5 protein-coding genes, 1 tRNA gene and 3 rRNA genes are annotated in these 14,099 nt (G+C 53.5%); 3 read left to right on the plus strand and 6 right to left on the minus strand.

Annotated elements, in window-relative coordinates:
• Nucleotides 1–21: 21 nt before the first annotated feature.
• From ACMGGX_RS04530 to ACMGGX_RS04540, 3 genes are all read left to right on the plus strand, one after another.
• Nucleotides 22–2,685, plus strand: a complete 2,664-nt coding sequence (locus ACMGGX_RS04530; protein ID WP_348561643.1) for a bifunctional acetate--CoA ligase family protein/GNAT family N-acetyltransferase — start codon at nt 22–24, stop codon at nt 2,683–2,685.
• A 110-nt stretch (nt 2,686–2,795) separates the two neighbouring features.
• Nucleotides 2,796–4,151: a CDP-diacylglycerol--serine O-phosphatidyltransferase gene (pssA, locus tag ACMGGX_RS04535; RefSeq protein WP_023308861.1), complete on the plus strand. Its 1,356-nt coding sequence runs from the start codon at nt 2,796–2,798 to the stop codon at nt 4,149–4,151.
• A 46-nt stretch (nt 4,152–4,197) separates the two neighbouring features.
• Nucleotides 4,198–4,521: a YfiM family lipoprotein gene (locus tag ACMGGX_RS04540; protein WP_348561644.1), complete on the plus strand. Its 324-nt coding sequence runs from the start codon at nt 4,198–4,200 to the stop codon at nt 4,519–4,521.
• On the opposite strand, the gene ACMGGX_RS04545 is transcribed toward ACMGGX_RS04540, so the two are convergent.
• The 6 genes from ACMGGX_RS04545 to clpB all read right to left on the minus strand — a co-directional run bounded on the left by ACMGGX_RS04545 (nt 4,518) and on the right by clpB (nt 14,011).
• Complete coding sequence (locus ACMGGX_RS04545; RefSeq protein ID WP_029741120.1) at nt 4,518–5,813, minus strand: MFS transporter; 1,296 nt, start codon at nt 5,811–5,813, stop codon at nt 4,518–4,520. The two genes, ACMGGX_RS04540 and ACMGGX_RS04545, sit on opposite strands and share 4 nt — an antisense overlap.
• 209 nt (nt 5,814–6,022) lie before the next feature.
• Nucleotides 6,023–6,138 (minus strand): 5S ribosomal RNA (gene rrf / locus ACMGGX_RS04550).
• 69 nt (nt 6,139–6,207) lie between these two features.
• Nucleotides 6,208–9,113: ribosomal RNA gene (locus ACMGGX_RS04555) — 23S ribosomal RNA — on the minus strand.
• A gap of 193 nt (nt 9,114–9,306) precedes the next feature.
• A tRNA-Glu gene (locus ACMGGX_RS04560) sits at nt 9,307–9,382 on the minus strand.
• An 85-nt stretch (nt 9,383–9,467) separates the two neighbouring features.
• Nucleotides 9,468–11,009: ribosomal RNA gene (locus ACMGGX_RS04565) — 16S ribosomal RNA — on the minus strand.
• Together the 16S, 23S and 5S rRNA genes with 1 tRNA gene alongside form the textbook arrangement of a ribosomal RNA operon.
• Nucleotides 11,010–11,437: 428 nt before the next feature.
• Nucleotides 11,438–14,011: an ATP-dependent chaperone ClpB gene (gene clpB / locus ACMGGX_RS04570; RefSeq protein ID WP_112780581.1), complete on the minus strand. Its 2,574-nt coding sequence runs from the start codon at nt 14,009–14,011 to the stop codon at nt 11,438–11,440.
• Nucleotides 14,012–14,099: the final 88 nt, after the last annotated feature.

Below are 14,099 nucleotides of genomic sequence, written 5' to 3' on the forward strand. Positions count from 1 at the left end.
TTGCATTCACAGGAGGCCTGCATGAGCCAGCGAGGGTTAGAAGCGCTACTTCGTCCTAAATCCATTGCCGTTATCGGCGCATCAATGAAACCGGATCGTGCTGGCTATCTGATGATGCGCAATCTGCTGGCCGGGGGATTTAATGGCCCCGTCATGCCCGTCACGCCGTCTTATAAGGCCGTTCAGGGAGTGCTTGCATGGCCTGATGTGCAAAGCCTGCCTTTCGTGCCGGATCTTGCCGTACTCTGTACAAACGCGAAGCGCAACCCGGAACTGCTGGAATCACTCGGCAAGAAAGGGTGTAAAACCTGCATAATTCTCTCGTCTCCGCCTGAACAGAAAGCCGAGCTTCTGGCCTGCGCCAGCCGCTATCAAATGCGCATTCTCGGGCCAAACAGTCTGGGCCTGCTCGCCCCCTGGCAGGGGCTGAATGCCAGTTTCTCCCCGGTTCCAATCCGCAAAGGCAAACTGGCGTTTATCTCGCAGTCGGCTGCGGTATCGAACACCATCCTCGACTGGGCGCAGCAGCGTGAAATGGGATTCTCCTACTTCATTGCCCTGGGCGACAGCCTGGATATCGACGTTGATGAGCTACTGGATTTTCTGGCGCGTGACGGCAAAACCAGTGCGATCCTGCTTTATCTTGAGCACCTCAGCGACGCGCGTCGTTTTGTCTCGGCTTCACGAAGCGCTTCGCGCAATAAGCCGATCCTGGTGATCAAAAGCGGACGCAGCCCTGCGGCACAGCGTCTGCTACATTCTCATTCCGGCATGGATCCCGCCTGGGACGCCGCCATTCAGCGCGCGGGGTTGCTGCGGGTACAGGATACGCACGAGCTTTTTTCCGCCGTTGAGACGTTAAGCCATATGCGCCCGTTGCGCGGTGAGAAGCTAATGATTGTCAGTAACGGTGCGGCGCCTGCCGCGCTCGCGCTGGACGAGCTGTGGCGGCGCTTCGGCAAGCTGGCAACGCTGAGTGAAGAGACGCTGCAGCGCCTGAAAGAAGCGCTTCCGACCAGCGTGACGCCCGGCAATCCGCTTGATTTGCGCGATGACGCCAGCAGCGACCGCTATATCAGGGCGATATCCATTTTGCTGGATAGCCAGGATTTCGATGCGCTGATGATTATCCATTCCCCCAGCGCGGTCGCGCCGGGCAGTGAAAGCGCGCGCGCGCTCATTGATGCCGTGCGCAACCATCCACGCGGTAAATACGTTACCCTGCTCACCAACTGGTGCGGTGAGTTTTCCTCTCAGGAGGCGCGGCGCTTGTTCAGCGAGGCCGGGCTGCCAACCTACCGCACGCCGGAAGGCACCATTACCGCATTTATGCATATGGTGGAATATCGCCGCAACCAGAAACAGCTGCGTGAGACGCCGGCTTTGCCGGGGAATCTGACGGCGAACACTGTCGACGTTCACCGGCTGTTGCAGCAGGCCATTGAAGAAGGCGCGACCTCGCTTGATACCCATGAGGTCCAGCCCATTCTGGGCAGCTACGGGATGCAAACCCTGCCGACCTGGATCGCCAGCGACAGCGCAGAGGCCGTGCATATAGCCGAACAGATTGGCTATCCGGTGGCCCTGAAGCTCCGCTCCCCGGATATCCCGCATAAGTCTGATGTTCAGGGGGTTATGTTATACCTGCGTACGGCGACAGAGGTGCAGCAGGCAGCTGATGCTATTTTCGACCGGGTAAAAATGGCCTGGCCGCAGGCAAGGATCCACGGATTGCTGGTGCAAAGCATGGCCAACCGCGCAGGAGCCCAGGAATTACGGGTGGTGGTTGAACACGATCCCGTCTTCGGACCGCTCATCATGCTGGGAGAGGGTGGCGTTGAGTGGCGCCCGGAGGAGCAGGCCGTGGTGGCGTTACCGCCGCTGAACATGAACCTGGCGCGGTATCTGATCATCCAGGCGATCAAAAGTAAAAAGATCCGTGGCCGGAGTGCGCTGCGCCCGCTTGATATTGCCGGGTTAAGCCAGTTCCTGGTGCAGGTATCTAACCTGATTGTGGATTGTGCCGAAATCCAGCGGCTGGACATTCATCCGCTGCTCGCCTCGGGCAATGAGTTTACGGCGCTGGACGTGACCCTGGATATCGCGCCATTCGAAGGAGACAGAGAGAGCCGTCTGGCGATCCGCCCGTATCCCCTGCAGCTGGAGGAGTGGGTTGAGATGAAGAATGGAGAACGCGCCTTGTTCCGCCCTATTCTGCCGGAAGATGAGCCCCAGCTGCGGGCTTTTATCTCTCAGGTCACGAAAGAGGATCTTTATTATCGCTATTTTAGCGAAATCAACGAATTTACCCACGATGATTTAGCCAATATGACCCAGATCGACTACGATCGAGAAATGGCGTTTGTTGCCGTTCGTCGCTCCGATAAGGAGGATGAGATCCTCGGCGTCACGCGTGCGATTTCTGACCCGGATAACGTCGATGCGGAGTTTGCGGTGCTGGTGCGCTCCGATCTTAAAGGCCTGGGTCTTGGGAGACGGCTGCTGGAAAAACTCATCAGTTATACGCGAGATCACGGATTGTTACGCCTTAATGGCATTACTATGCCTAACAATCGCGGTATGGTGACCCTGGCGCGAAAACTTGGGTTTGACGTTGATATTCAGCTGGACGAAGGTATTGTGGCCTTGTCCCTCAGTCTGACATCAGCAGGCAAACGCGAGTAAGCTACTGGAAATGTTACCCACTTTGGACGGGACTGGTGGTATCATTGTCCGCTTATGTTGTTTGCATGGTACAGACAACCCTTCAATGAACAGAGAAGAAACGCACTGTGATGTTGTCAAAATTTAAGCGTAATAAACATCAACAACACCTTGCTCAACTACCGAAGATTTCTCAGTCAGTTGATGATGTAGAGTTCTTTTACGCTCCCGCTCATTTTCGGGAGACGCTTCTGGAAAAGATTGCCAGCGCCACGCGACGCATTTGCATTGTAGCGCTCTATCTTGAACAGGATGAAGGCGGGCGCGGGATCCTGAACGCGCTCTATGAAGCCAAACGTCAGCGTCCGGAACTTGATGTTCGCGTGCTGGTAGACTGGCATCGCGCTCAGCGTGGCCGTATTGGCGCTGCCGCCTCAAACACCAATGCCGACTGGTATTGCCGTACGGCGCAGGAAAATCCTGGCGTTGATGTGCCTGTTTATGGCGTCCCGGTAAATACCCGTGAAGCGCTCGGCGTCCTTCATTTCAAGGGGTTCATCATTGATGACAGCGTGCTGTACAGCGGCGCAAGTCTGAATGATGTTTACCTTCATCAGCTCGATAAATATCGCTACGACCGCTACCATCTGATCCGTAATCCGCAGATGGCCGATATCATGTTTAACTGGGTTGATAAAAATCTGGTCCATGGCCGCGGTGTTAATCGCCTTGACGATCCCGAGCGTCCTAAAAGCCCGGAAATCAAAAACGATGTTCGCGCCTTCCGCCAGGAGCTGCGTGATGCGGTCTATCATTTTCAGGGCGATGCGAACAACGAAGAGTTATCCGTTACCCCGCTGGTAGGGCTCGGCAAATCAAGCCTGCTGAACAAAACGATCTTCCATCTGATGCCGTGCGCGGAGCAGAAACTCACCATCTGTACGCCGTACTTCAACCTTCCTGCCGTGCTGGTGCGTAATATCATTCAGCTGCTGCGCGACGGTAAAAAAGTGGAAATCATCGTTGGCGATAAAACCGCAAACGACTTCTTCATTCCTGAAGATCAGCCGTTCAAAATCATCGGTGCGCTGCCTTATCTCTATGAGATTAACCTGCGCCGTTTCCTGAGCCGTTTACAGTATTACGTAAACACTGACCAGCTGGTTGTGCGTCTCTGGAAAGATGAAGACAACACTTACCATCTGAAAGGAATGTGGGTCGACGATGAGTGGATGCTGCTGACCGGTAACAACCTGAACCCACGCGCGTGGCGACTGGATCTGGAAAACGCTATCCTGATCCATGACCCGCAGCATGAGCTAGCCGCAAAACGTGAACGTGAGCTGGAGCTGATTCGCACACATACCACTGTGGTGAATCATTACCGCGAACTGCAGAGCATTGCCGATTATCCGGTGAAAGTCCGCAAGCTTATCCGCCGCTTACGTCGTATTCGTATCGACCGACTTATCAGCCGTATTCTGTAATGTCCAGGCCCTGCCACACGCAGGGCTTTTTTTATGGAGCCCGTTGATGCGTATTCCTCTGTTACTGAGCGTCCTCTTTCTGAGCGGCTGTAGCCATATGGCCAACGATAGCTGGTCCGGACAGGATAAAGCCCAGCATTTCCTTGTTTCCGCGATGTTGTCTGCAGCCGGTAATGAATATGCGCAGCATCAGGGATACAGCCGGGATCGCAGTGCGGCAATTGGGTTGATGTTCTCAGTCAGTCTTGGAGCATCAAAAGAACTGTGGGATAGCCGCCCCGCAGGGAGCGGCTGGAGCTGGAAAGATTTCGCCTGGGATGTCGCCGGCGCAACGACCGGCTATGCCGTGTGGCAGATGGCGCGCTATTAAAGTCGAATGCCTTTCCCTTTGCGATGCAGCATCAGGGAAACAATAAAGGCCAGTGCGCCCATTATCGTTACGTACCAGAAGAATGTCGTTTCACTTCCCCATGATTTAAGCGATAACGCAACGTACTCCGCCGATCCGCCAAACAACGCATTAGCTACCGCATAAGAGAGCCCTACCCCTAAAGCACGTACCTGCGCCGGGAACATTTCGGCTTTTAGTATTCCGCTAATAGAGGTATAGAAGCTGACAATCACCATCGCCAGCATCACCAGCGCAAACGCTGCATACGGCGAAGTCACGTGCTGAAGGGCAGACAGAATAGGTACGGTACATAACGCCGACAGCCCGCCAAAAATCAGCATCGACGTTCGTCGACCGATTTTATCCGAGAGCGCACCGATAATAGGTTGTATGAGCATAAAGACAAATAGCGCCACGGTCATGACTACGCTGGCAACGTTTGCGTGCATGCCGGTGGTGTTCACAAGGTACTTCTGCATATAGGTGGTGAACGTGTAGAAACTAAGAGAGCCGCCCGCAGTAAAGCCCAGCACCATAAGGAAAGCTTTGCGGTTACGCCATAACCCTTTGAATGTTCCCGCCTCCTTCAGCGTTCTGACTTCCTTCTGAGAGGTTTCATCTAACTGACGGCGTAGCCAAAGTGCGACAACCGCCAGTACTGCGCCCATCGCGAAAGGAATTCGCCATCCCCAGGCGTGAAGTTGTTCGTCCGTCAGGATTTGCTGCAGGATCACCACCACAAGAATGGCCAGCAGTTGACCACCAATCAGCGTGACATACTGGAATGAGGCGTAAAAACCTTTACGGCCTTCCAGTGCAATCTCACTCATGTAGGTCGCACTGGTACCGTATTCTCCGCCCACCGATAATCCCTGAAATAAGCGGGCCAGTAAAAGTAGCGCCGGTGCCCAGGTACCAATCGATTCATATCCCGGCAAGCAGGCGATCACCAGAGAACCAAAGCACATCATGCACACCGAGATCAGCATAGAAGCCTTACGGCCGCGACGATCCGCAATGCGACCGAACAGCCACCCCCCGATAGGTCGCATTAAAAACCCTGCGGCAAAAACCCCCGCTGTTTGTAGCAGCTGCGTTGTGGTGTTGCCAGATGGGAAAAAAATATGTGCGAAGTAGAGTGAACAGAATGAGTAGACGTAAAAGTCGAACCATTCAACCAGATTCCCTGAAGAGGCGCTGACGATTGCCCATACCCTTCTTCGGGTATCACTGTTAGCCAGCGTCCCGTTTGATGTAATGCTTTCTGTCATTGTGATTATGCTCCTGCCATAAACAGCGGCGTATTGAGCCAGGAGACTCAATTACCTCGTAAATGAAATGTTATAATTTTGTTATAAATAACATTGCGACAGGGATCACACATTCCATTAGCAGGATAAGGGATTAAGAGAAAGGCCAGAGAGGATAAGCACAAAGCAAAAAACCCCGCACCTTACGGTACGGGGTCCTTCTAATTGATGCCTGGCAGTTCCCTACTCTCACATGGGGAGACCCCACACTACCATCGGCGCTACGGCGTTTCACTTCTGAGTTCGGCATGGGGTCAGGTGGGACCACCGCGCTAAAGCCGCCAGGCAAATTCTGTTAAATCTGTATCAAAGCTGAAAATCTTCTGTCTCTTCGCCGAAACAGCTTCGGCGTTGTAAGGTTAAGCCTCACGGTTCATTAGTATCGGTTAGCTCAACGCATCGCTGCGCTTACACACCCGACCTATCAACGTCGTAGTCTTCAACGTTCCTTCAGGACCCTTAAAGGGTCAGGGAGAACTCATCTCGGGGCAAGTTTCGTGCTTAGATGCTTTCAGCACTTATCTCTTCCGCATTTAGCTACCGGGCAGTGCCATTGGCATGACAACCCGAACACCAGTGATGCGTCCACTCCGGTCCTCTCGTACTAGGAGCAGCCCCCCTCAATTCTCCAGCGCCCACGGCAGATAGGGACCGAACTGTCTCACGACGTTCTAAACCCAGCTCGCGTACCACTTTAAATGGCGAACAGCCATACCCTTGGGACCTACTTCAGCCCCAGGATGTGATGAGCCGACATCGAGGTGCCAAACACCGCCGTCGATATGAACTCTTGGGCGGTATCAGCCTGTTATCCCCGGAGTACCTTTTATCCGTTGAGCGATGGCCCTTCCATTCAGAACCACCGGATCACTATGACCTGCTTTCGCACCTGCTCGAGCCGTCACTCTCGCAGTCAAGCTAGCTTATGCCATTGCACTAACCTCCTGATGTCCGACCAGGATTAGCTAACCTTCGTGCTCCTCCGTTACTCTTTGGGAGGAGACCGCCCCAGTCAAACTACCCACCAGACACTGTCCGCAACCCGGATTACGGGTCTACGTTAGAACACCAGCCATTAAAGGGTGGTATTTCAAGGATGGCTCCACGCAGACTGGCGTCCACGCTTCAAAGCCTCCCACCTATCCTACACATCAAGGACCAGTGTTCAGTGTCAAGCTATAGTAAAGGTTCACGGGGTCTTTCCGTCTTGCCGCGGGTACACTGCATCTTCACAGCGAGTTCAATTTCACTGAGTCTCGGGTGGAGACAGCCTGGCCATCATTACGCCATTCGTGCAGGTCGGAACTTACCCGACAAGGAATTTCGCTACCTTAGGACCGTTATAGTTACGGCCGCCGTTTACCGGGGCTTCGATCAAGAGCTTCGCGTTGCCGCTAACCCCATCAATTAACCTTCCGGCACCGGGCAGGCGTCACACCGTATACGTCCACTTTCGTGTTTGCACAGTGCTGTGTTTTTAATAAACAGTTGCAGCCAGCTGGTATCTTCGACTGATTTCAGCTCCACCCGCAGGGGCTTCACCTACATATCAGCGTGCCTTCTCCCGAAGTTACGGCACCATTTTGCCTAGTTCCTTCACCCGAGTTCTCTCAAGCGCCTTGGTATTCTCTACCTGACCACCTGTGTCGGTTTGGGGTACGATTTCGTGTTACCTGATGCTTAGAGGCTTTTCCTGGAAGCAGGGCATTTGTTACTTCAGCACCGTAGTGCCTCGTCATCACACCTCAGCGTTAATAAACGACCGGATTTACCTAATCGTTCCGCCTACATGCTTAAACCGGGACAACCGTCGCCCGGCTAACATAGCCTTCTCCGTCCCCCCTTCGCAGTAACACCAAGTACAGGAATATTAACCTGTTTCCCATCGACTACGCCTTTCGGCCTCGCCTTAGGGGTCGACTCACCCTGCCCCGATTAACGTTGGACAGGAACCCTTGGTCTTCCGGCGAGCGGGCTTTTCACCCGCTTTATCGTTACTTATGTCAGCATTCGCACTTCTGATACCTCCAGCATGCCTCACAGCACACCTTCAACGGCTTACAGAACGCTCCCCTACCCAACAACGCATAAGCGTCGCTGCCGCAGCTTCGGTGCATGGTTTAGCCCCGTTACATCTTCCGCGCAGGCCGACTCGACCAGTGAGCTATTACGCTTTCTTTAAATGATGGCTGCTTCTAAGCCAACATCCTGGCTGTCTGTGCCTTCCCACATCGTTTCCCACTTAACCATGACTTTGGGACCTTAGCTGGCGGTCTGGGTTGTTTCCCTCTTCACGACGGACGTTAGCACCCGCCGTGTGTCTCCCGTGATAACATTCTTCGGTATTCGTAGTTTGCATCGGGTTGGTAAGCCGGGATGGCCCCCTAGCCGAAACAGTGCTCTACCCCCGAAGATGAGTTCACGAGGCGCTACCTAAATAGCTTTCGGGGAGAACCAGCTATCTCCCGGTTTGATTGGCCTTTCACCCCCAGCCACAAGTCATCCGCTAATTTTTCAACATTAGTCGGTTCGGTCCTCCAGTTAGTGTTACCCAACCTTCAACCTGCCCATGGCTAGATCACCGGGTTTCGGGTCTATACCCTGCAACTTAACGCCCAGTTAAGACTCGGTTTCCCTTCGGCTCCCCTATACGGTTAACCTTGCTACAGAATATAAGTCGCTGACCCATTATACAAAAGGTACGCAGTCACACCACAAGGGTGCTCCCACTGCTTGTACGTACACGGTTTCAGGTTCTTTTTCACTCCCCTCGCCGGGGTTCTTTTCGCCTTTCCCTCACGGTACTGGTTCACTATCGGTCAGTCAGGAGTATTTAGCCTTGGAGGATGGTCCCCCCATATTCAGACAGGATACCACGTGTCCCGCCCTACTCTTCGAGTTCACAGCCTGTGTGCTTTCGTGTACGGGGCTGTCACCCTGTATCGCCGGACTTTCCAGACCGTTCCACTAACACACAAGCTGATTCAGACTCTGGGCTGCTCCCCGTTCGCTCGCCGCTACTGGGGGAATCTCGGTTGATTTCTTTTCCTCGGGGTACTTAGATGTTTCAGTTCCCCCGGTTCGCCTCGTTAACCTATGTATTCAGTTAACGATAGTGCAACGAATTGCACTGGGTTTCCCCATTCGGACATCGCCGGGTCAAAGGTTCATATCACCTCGCCGGCGCTTTTCGCAGATTAGCACGTCCTTCATCGCCTCTGACTGCCAGGGCATCCACCGTGTACGCTTAGTCGCTTAACCTCACAACCCGAAGATGTTTCTTTCGATTCACCATCGACTTGCGAAAATTTGAGAGACTCGAACACACCATTAAAGATGTGTCGTTTCAATTTTCAGCTTGATCCAGATTTTTAAAGAGCAAATATCTCAAACGTCACCCGAAGATGAGTTTTGAGATATGACGGCAGGTGACTTTCACTCACGAACCAGCAAGTGGCGTCCCCTAGGGGATTCGAACCCCTGTTACCGCCGTGAAAGGGCGGTGTCCTGGGCCTCTAGACGAAGGGGACGTGTAAGTCTCAATCGCAAGACGCCTTGCTATTTACTTTTCATCAGACAATCTGTGTGAGCACTGCAAAGGCAGGTTCTTTAAGGTAAGGAGGTGATCCAACCGCAGGTTCCCCTACGGTTACCTTGTTACGACTTCACCCCAGTCATGAATCACAAAGTGGTAAGCGCCCTCCCGAAGGTTAAGCTACCTACTTCTTTTGCAACCCACTCCCATGGTGTGACGGGCGGTGTGTACAAGGCCCGGGAACGTATTCACCGTAGCATTCTGATCTACGATTACTAGCGATTCCGACTTCATGGAGTCGAGTTGCAGACTCCAATCCGGACTACGACGCACTTTATGAGGTCCGCTTGCTCTCGCGAGGTCGCTTCTCTTTGTATGCGCCATTGTAGCACGTGTGTAGCCCTACTCGTAAGGGCCATGATGACTTGACGTCATCCCCACCTTCCTCCAGTTTATCACTGGCAGTCTCCTTTGAGTTCCCGGCCTAACCGCTGGCAACAAAGGATAAGGGTTGCGCTCGTTGCGGGACTTAACCCAACATTTCACAACACGAGCTGACGACAGCCATGCAGCACCTGTCTCAGAGTTCCCGAAGGCACCAATCCATCTCTGGAAAGTTCTCTGGATGTCAAGAGTAGGTAAGGTTCTTCGCGTTGCATCGAATTAAACCACATGCTCCACCGCTTGTGCGGGCCCCCGTCAATTCATTTGAGTTTTAACCTTGCGGCCGTACTCCCCAGGCGGTCGACTTAACGCGTTAGCTCCGGAAGCCACGCCTCAAGGGCACAACCTCCAAGTCGACATCGTTTACGGCGTGGACTACCAGGGTATCTAATCCTGTTTGCTCCCCACGCTTTCGCACCTGAGCGTCAGTCTTTGTCCAGGGGGCCGCCTTCGCCACCGGTATTCCTCCAGATCTCTACGCATTTCACCGCTACACCTGGAATTCTACCCCCCTCTACAAGACTCTAGCCTGCCAGTTTCGAATGCAGTTCCCAGGTTGAGCCCGGGGATTTCACATCCGACTTGACAGACCGCCTGCGTGCGCTTTACGCCCAGTAATTCCGATTAACGCTTGCACCCTCCGTATTACCGCGGCTGCTGGCACGGAGTTAGCCGGTGCTTCTTCTGCGGGTAACGTCAATTGCTGAGGTTATTAACCTCAACACCTTCCTCCCCGCTGAAAGTACTTTACAACCCGAAGGCCTTCTTCATACACGCGGCATGGCTGCATCAGGCTTGCGCCCATTGTGCAATATTCCCCACTGCTGCCTCCCGTAGGAGTCTGGACCGTGTCTCAGTTCCAGTGTGGCTGGTCATCCTCTCAGACCAGCTAGGGATCGTCGCCTAGGTGAGCCGTTACCCCACCTACTAGCTAATCCCATCTGGGCACATCTGATGGCAAGAGGCCCGAAGGTCCCCCTCTTTGGTCTTGCGACGTTATGCGGTATTAGCTACCGTTTCCAGTAGTTATCCCCCTCCATCAGGCAGTTTCCCAGACATTACTCACCCGTCCGCCGCTCGTCACCCGGAGAGCAAGCTCTCCTGTGCTACCGCTCGACTTGCATGTGTTAGGCCTGCCGCCAGCGTTCAATCTGAGCCATGATCAAACTCTTCAATTTAAGTTTGATGCTCGTGAATTAAACTTCGTAATGAATTACGTATGTTCACTCAGAGACTTGGTATTCATTTATTGTCCGAAGACATTAAGAATCCATGTCACTTTGAGTGCCCACACAGATTGTCTGATAAATTGTTAAAGAGCAGTGCCGCTTCGCTTTTCGCTGCGGCGCGGGGTGTGCATATTACGCTTTCCCGCTTCAGAGTCAAGCGTTTATTTTCGCTTTTCTCTGCTGACCCGGCGGCGTGTGTGCCGTTGTTCCGTGTCAGTGGAGGCGCATTATAGGGAGTAATTCCGAAGCTGCAAGGATAAAGTGACATTTATTTACTGACCGCTCACTTTCCAAGCAAATCTTACTCCAGACCTCAATTTTCGCCTGGTTTTTAAACAAAAACGAGCCGATCGCGGCTCGTTTTTGCGTTTTGTGACTTACTGCACTGCCACAATGCGATCGTCGTTGGCTTCCAGACGGATAACTTTGCCCGGAACCAGCTCTCCGGAGAGGATCTGCTGCGCCAGCGGATTTTCGATCTGCTGCTGGATAGCACGTTTTAATGGGCGCGCACCGTATACCGGATCGTAACCATTCTCGCTCAGCAGCTTCAGCGCCTCGTCGGAGATGTGAATTTCATACCCACGCTCTTCCAGACGTTTGTAAAGACGCTGCAGCTGGATCTGCGCAATCGACGCAATGTGTTTCTCACCCAGAGGATGGAATACCACCACTTCATCAATACGGTTGATGAACTCAGGACGGAAGTTATGGCTCACGACACCGAGCACCAGATCCTTCATATGGCTATAGTCCAGTTCACCGAAACGTTCCTGAATCAGATCGGAACCCAGGTTCGAGGTCATGATGACAACCGTATTACGGAAGTCGACCGTTCTCCCCTGTCCGTCGGTCAGACGGCCATCATCCAGCACCTGAAGCAGAATGTTGAACACATCCGGATGCGCTTTTTCCACCTCATCCAGCAGGATGACGGAATAAGGGCGACGGCGAACGGCTTCCGTCAGATACCCCCCTTCTTCATAACCAACGTATCCCGGAGGCGCACCGACCAGACGTGAGACGGAGTGTTTCTCCATAAACTCAGACATGTCGATACGTACCATCGCATCGTCGCTGTCGAACATAAAGTTAGCCAGCGCTTTACACAACTCGGTTTTACCGACCCCCGTCGGCCCCAGGAACAGGAACGAACCAATCGGACGGTTTGGATCGGACAACCCTGCGCGGCTACGGCGAATGGCGTTGGAAACCGCCTCAACCGCTTCGTTCTGACCAATCACCCGATTATGGAGATCCTGCTCCATGCGCAGCAGTTTTTCACGCTCGCCTTCCAGCATGCGCGCCACCGGGATACCGGTCCAGCGAGCAAGCACTTCCGCGATTTCTGCATCCGTCACTTTATTACGTAACAGACGCATCGTTTTCCCTTCTGACTGCGTCGCTATCTCAAGCTGTTTTTCAAGCTCAGGAATTTTGCCGTACTGCAGTTCAGACATCCGCGCCAGATCGCCGACACGGCGAGCCTGCTCGATGGCAATTTTGGCCTGTTCGAGTTCAGCTTTAATGGTCTGAGTGCCGGAAAGGGATGCTTTCTCGGCTTTCCACTCTTCTTCCAGCTCAGAGTACTGGCGCTCTTTATCGTCCAGTTCTTCATTGAGCATATCCAGGCGTTTCTTACTGGCTTCATCAGACTCTTTCTTCAGCGCCTGCTGTTCCAGCTTGAGCTGAATGATGCGTCGGTCGAGTCGGTCCAGCTCTTCCGGTTTCGAGTCAATCTGCATACGAATGCTCGAAGCCGCTTCATCAATCAGGTCGATTGCTTTATCCGGTAGCTGGCGATCGGCGATATAACGATGTGAAAGCGTCGCCGCCGCAACGATAGCCGGGTCAGTGATCTGCACATGGTGGTGCAGTTCATAGCGCTCCTTCAAACCACGCAGGATCGCGATGGTATCTTCAACGCTTGGCTCAGCAACAAACACTTTCTGGAAACGACGTTCCAGCGCAGCATCTTTCTCAATGTACTGACGATACTCGTCAAGCGTGGTGGCACCGACGCAGTGAAGTTCACCACGCGCCAACGCAGGTTTCAGCATGTTCCCGGCATCCATCGCGCCGTCCGCTTTACCCGCCCCGACCATAGTGTGCAGTTCGTCGATAAACAGGATAACGTTGCCTTCCTGCTTCGCCAGATCGTTAAGCACGCCTTTGAGACGCTCTTCAAACTCGCCGCGGTATTTCGCACCGGCCACCAGCGCGCCCATATCCAGCGCCAGTACGCGGCGGCCTTTCAGGCCTTCCGGCACTTCCCCGTTAACGATACGCTGCGCCAGCCCTTCAACAATGGCGGTTTTACCGACACCCGGTTCACCAATCAGCACCGGGTTGTTCTTGGTACGACGCTGCAGTACCTGAATAGTACGGCGGATTTCTTCGTCACGGCCGATAACCGGGTCAAGTTTGCCCTGTTCAGCACGCTCGGTCAGATCGACCGTAAATTTCTTCAAAGCCTGACGTTGGTCTTCGGCTCCCTGATCGTTCACGCTTTCACCTCCGCGCATTTTCTCAATCGCCTGAGTCACATTGGCGGTGGTCGCACCGGCAGATTTCAGCAGGTCGGTCAAGGTACCGCGTGATTCAAGCGCCGCCAGAACAAACAGCTCTGACGAAATAAAGTTGTCCCCACGTTTTTGCGCCAGCTTGTCGCAAAGGTTCAGCACGCGCACCAGATCCTGAGACGGCTGAACGTCGCCGCCGGTACCTTCTACCTGCGGTAAACGGCTCAGCGCCTGATCGATAGCGGTGCGTAACTGGCCAGCATTAATGCCAGCAGACGTTAATAAAGGACGTACCGACCCCCCTTCCTGATTCAGCAAGGCGCTCATTAAATGAAGAGGTTCGATAAATTGGTTGTCGTGCCCCAGTGCGAGGGACTGGGCATCGGCGAGAGCAAGCTGGAATTTATTAGTAAGACGATCCAGACGCATAACTCCTCCCATAACAGGTCAAATTTGCTACTGGAGATTAAATGAGGTCATCCCTCAATTATTCAAGGTTAATGACCTGAATTATGTG

This window comes from Enterobacter sp. BNK-29 (assembly GCF_048684785.1).
In the GTDB taxonomy this organism is placed as follows: domain Bacteria; phylum Pseudomonadota; class Gammaproteobacteria; order Enterobacterales; family Enterobacteriaceae; genus Enterobacter; species Enterobacter cloacae_M.

Bases quoted from the DNA above. Each gene is read 5' to 3' on its own strand.
- ACMGGX_RS04530 (WP_348561643.1), top strand. From the start codon at position 22: ATGAGCCAGCGAGGGTTAGAAGCGCTACTTCGTCCTAAATCCATTGCC.
- pssA (WP_023308861.1), top strand. From the start codon at position 2,796: ATGTTGTCAAAATTTAAGCGTAATAAACATCAACAACACCTTGCTCAA.
- ACMGGX_RS04540 (WP_348561644.1), top strand. From the start codon at position 4,198: ATGCGTATTCCTCTGTTACTGAGCGTCCTCTTTCTGAGCGGCTGTAGC.
- ACMGGX_RS04545 (WP_029741120.1), bottom strand. From the start codon at position 5,813: ATGACAGAAAGCATTACATCAAACGGGACGCTGGCTAACAGTGATACC.
- clpB (WP_112780581.1), bottom strand. From the start codon at position 14,011: ATGCGTCTGGATCGTCTTACTAATAAATTCCAGCTTGCTCTCGCCGAT.